We start from the raw sequence: 1856 nt of genomic DNA on the forward strand, positions 1-1856 counted from the left end.
GAAGGTTCTTGAGATAACAGCTCGATTGATTGATGAGTCGAAAGAGGGATAAATCTTACAGCTGCTTGAACGAAGAACCAGTGAGATTAGCACTGGCTCTGGCTATCCATATAAATCAAGAATTATTTACTATTTAAGTAGTCCAACACGACTTCATGGTGGTCTTTGGTTTTGAATTTGTTGAATACATGCTCAAGGTTACCAGACTCATCGATAAGGAAGCTTGTACGAACCACGCCCATATTCTCACGGCCCATGAACTTCTTGAGTTGCCAAACACCGTACTTTTCACACACAGCGTGATCCTCATCGGCTAACAACGTGAAGTTGAGCTCTTGCTTGTTGATAAAATTAGTCAGCTTTTTTGGTGTGTCTGGGCTGACGCCAAGAACCACAATATTGTGGGCATCTAGTTCAGCCTTCGTATCACGTAGTCCCTGAGCTTGAACCGTGCAACCAGGTGTTGAAGCGCGCGGATAGAAGTAGAGCAATACCTTCTTTCCTCTCAGCTCTGAGAGGGTGACTGGATTGCTGTCTTGATCGTTTAATGTGAAATCTGGAGCGATTTGTCCTGCTTCGATTGCCATGGGTTATCCTTACTTTCTTTGACTTACTCTGAGTCGAGCTTTCTTATTCTTTCAATGTCTAGTTTTATCTATGCTTGATACTGTTGTCTAGCAGTAACTTCAAAAGAGATTTCGTTACTTCCTGAAATTGCCTTCAACGATGTTATCAGCCCTAGTATTAACCACTTTATCCATGGCCTTCTCTCGCTCTGAAGCTGGAAGCATTTCCATTAGCTCTTGAATAACTTTAACATGAAGCGCGGCCTGCTTTTCTAATGTATCGTTACTCTTTCTTGCTTCATCAAGGTGTTTGGTCTTGAGTTTGTTTAGTTGCGTTTTTTCTCTTTTTAGTTTTTTGTTTTCTTCTTGTAGAAGCTCTATTTCAGACGTTGCAGATTTGCTATTTTCAACCCTCGCTTTTAGTGAACATGATTTTATCATCACTTTGATATCAGGATGATTACGCAATACACCTACAGATAGTGCTGCTTCTTTTTCAACAGTATTATTATTTATCTTAAGCTTGCCTTGTTTTGCTTTTTTCTTTAGTTCAATGTTGGTGGGCTCGCCTTTAATTAGTCGCTCTAACGCGTTTTCTAACGCCTGTTTTGTGGCTTGTTTCATTGTGGTACTCCGATATGAGGAATCAGTACGTCTTGAACCTCCTTGGGGAAAACTACAGGCTCGAAGTTCAGCCCTAAGTCATCCATGATTCGTTGCGCTGCGGTAATTTTGATATATAACTCGGATGCCGTTTGTGCCGTTAACTCGTTGTGTATGATGTCATAATGCATGTGTTCCTCAGCTTCTTTCCGCATCGCTTCTGCATAAACTGCATCTACTATGTAATCATTATCGCAGTCAACACACTCAATTAGATTCACCTGAGTCCTTAGTCGACAATTTGCCGACGTGCAGTAGATGCCCGGAGCAACTACATGGATGTGCCTTTGACCGTTTCTAATTACGTTCTCCCAATACTCTAGAGTCAACATGTCGTTGTTGGTTTTGTCAGTAAAAAGAGTGTTCTCGTCCTGTTCTGATCTTGCTTTCGCAAAGGCTTTGCCTTTACCGCCTGCCACGCGTTCTTTATTGGCAAGTCGATGATAGATATTTAGGTATACTAGTGCTTTTTGATGGACTCTCTCATCATCAATAATGGAGCATAAGTTTTGGTTTTTACCTTTCTTTTTGCGAAGTTTTTGAAACTTACTTGCGTTCTTTGCATAGAGTCTTGTCATTGCAAGAGATACGTGGCTAAATTGCTGTTTAAGTTGTGGAAAAGATAGT

Annotated in this window: 2 protein-coding genes and 1 pseudogene; all 3 read right to left on the reverse strand. The window is 41.0% G+C overall.

The window, feature by feature from the left end; genetic code table 11:
* Nucleotides 1–122: 122 nt before the first annotated feature.
* A complete protein-coding gene (gene bcp / locus QTO00_RS19125) occupies nucleotides 123–587 on the reverse strand; it encodes a thioredoxin-dependent thiol peroxidase (RefSeq protein WP_331426164.1) in 465 nt (154 codons plus the stop codon).
* 114 nt (nucleotides 588–701) lie between these two features.
* Nucleotides 702–1190, reverse strand: coding sequence for a bacterioferritin comigratory protein (locus tag QTO00_RS19130; protein ID WP_331426165.1), 489 nt, complete (start codon nucleotides 1188–1190; stop codon nucleotides 702–704).
* Nucleotides 1187–1856: pseudogene (locus QTO00_RS19135) on the reverse strand (site-specific integrase); the annotation flags it as partial. The gene QTO00_RS19130 and the pseudogene QTO00_RS19135, both read right to left, overlap by 4 nt.

Origin of the sequence: Vibrio sp. M260118, from assembly GCF_036533755.1 — a bacterium.
Taxonomy (GTDB): Bacteria; Pseudomonadota; Gammaproteobacteria; order Enterobacterales; family Vibrionaceae; genus Vibrio.

Coding starts and splice junctions, on each gene's coding strand:
- bcp (WP_331426164.1), bottom strand. CDS start 587: ATGGCAATCGAAGCAGGACAAATCGCTCCAGATTTCACATTAAACGAT.
- QTO00_RS19130 (WP_331426165.1), bottom strand. CDS start 1,190: ATGAAACAAGCCACAAAACAGGCGTTAGAAAACGCGTTAGAGCGACTA.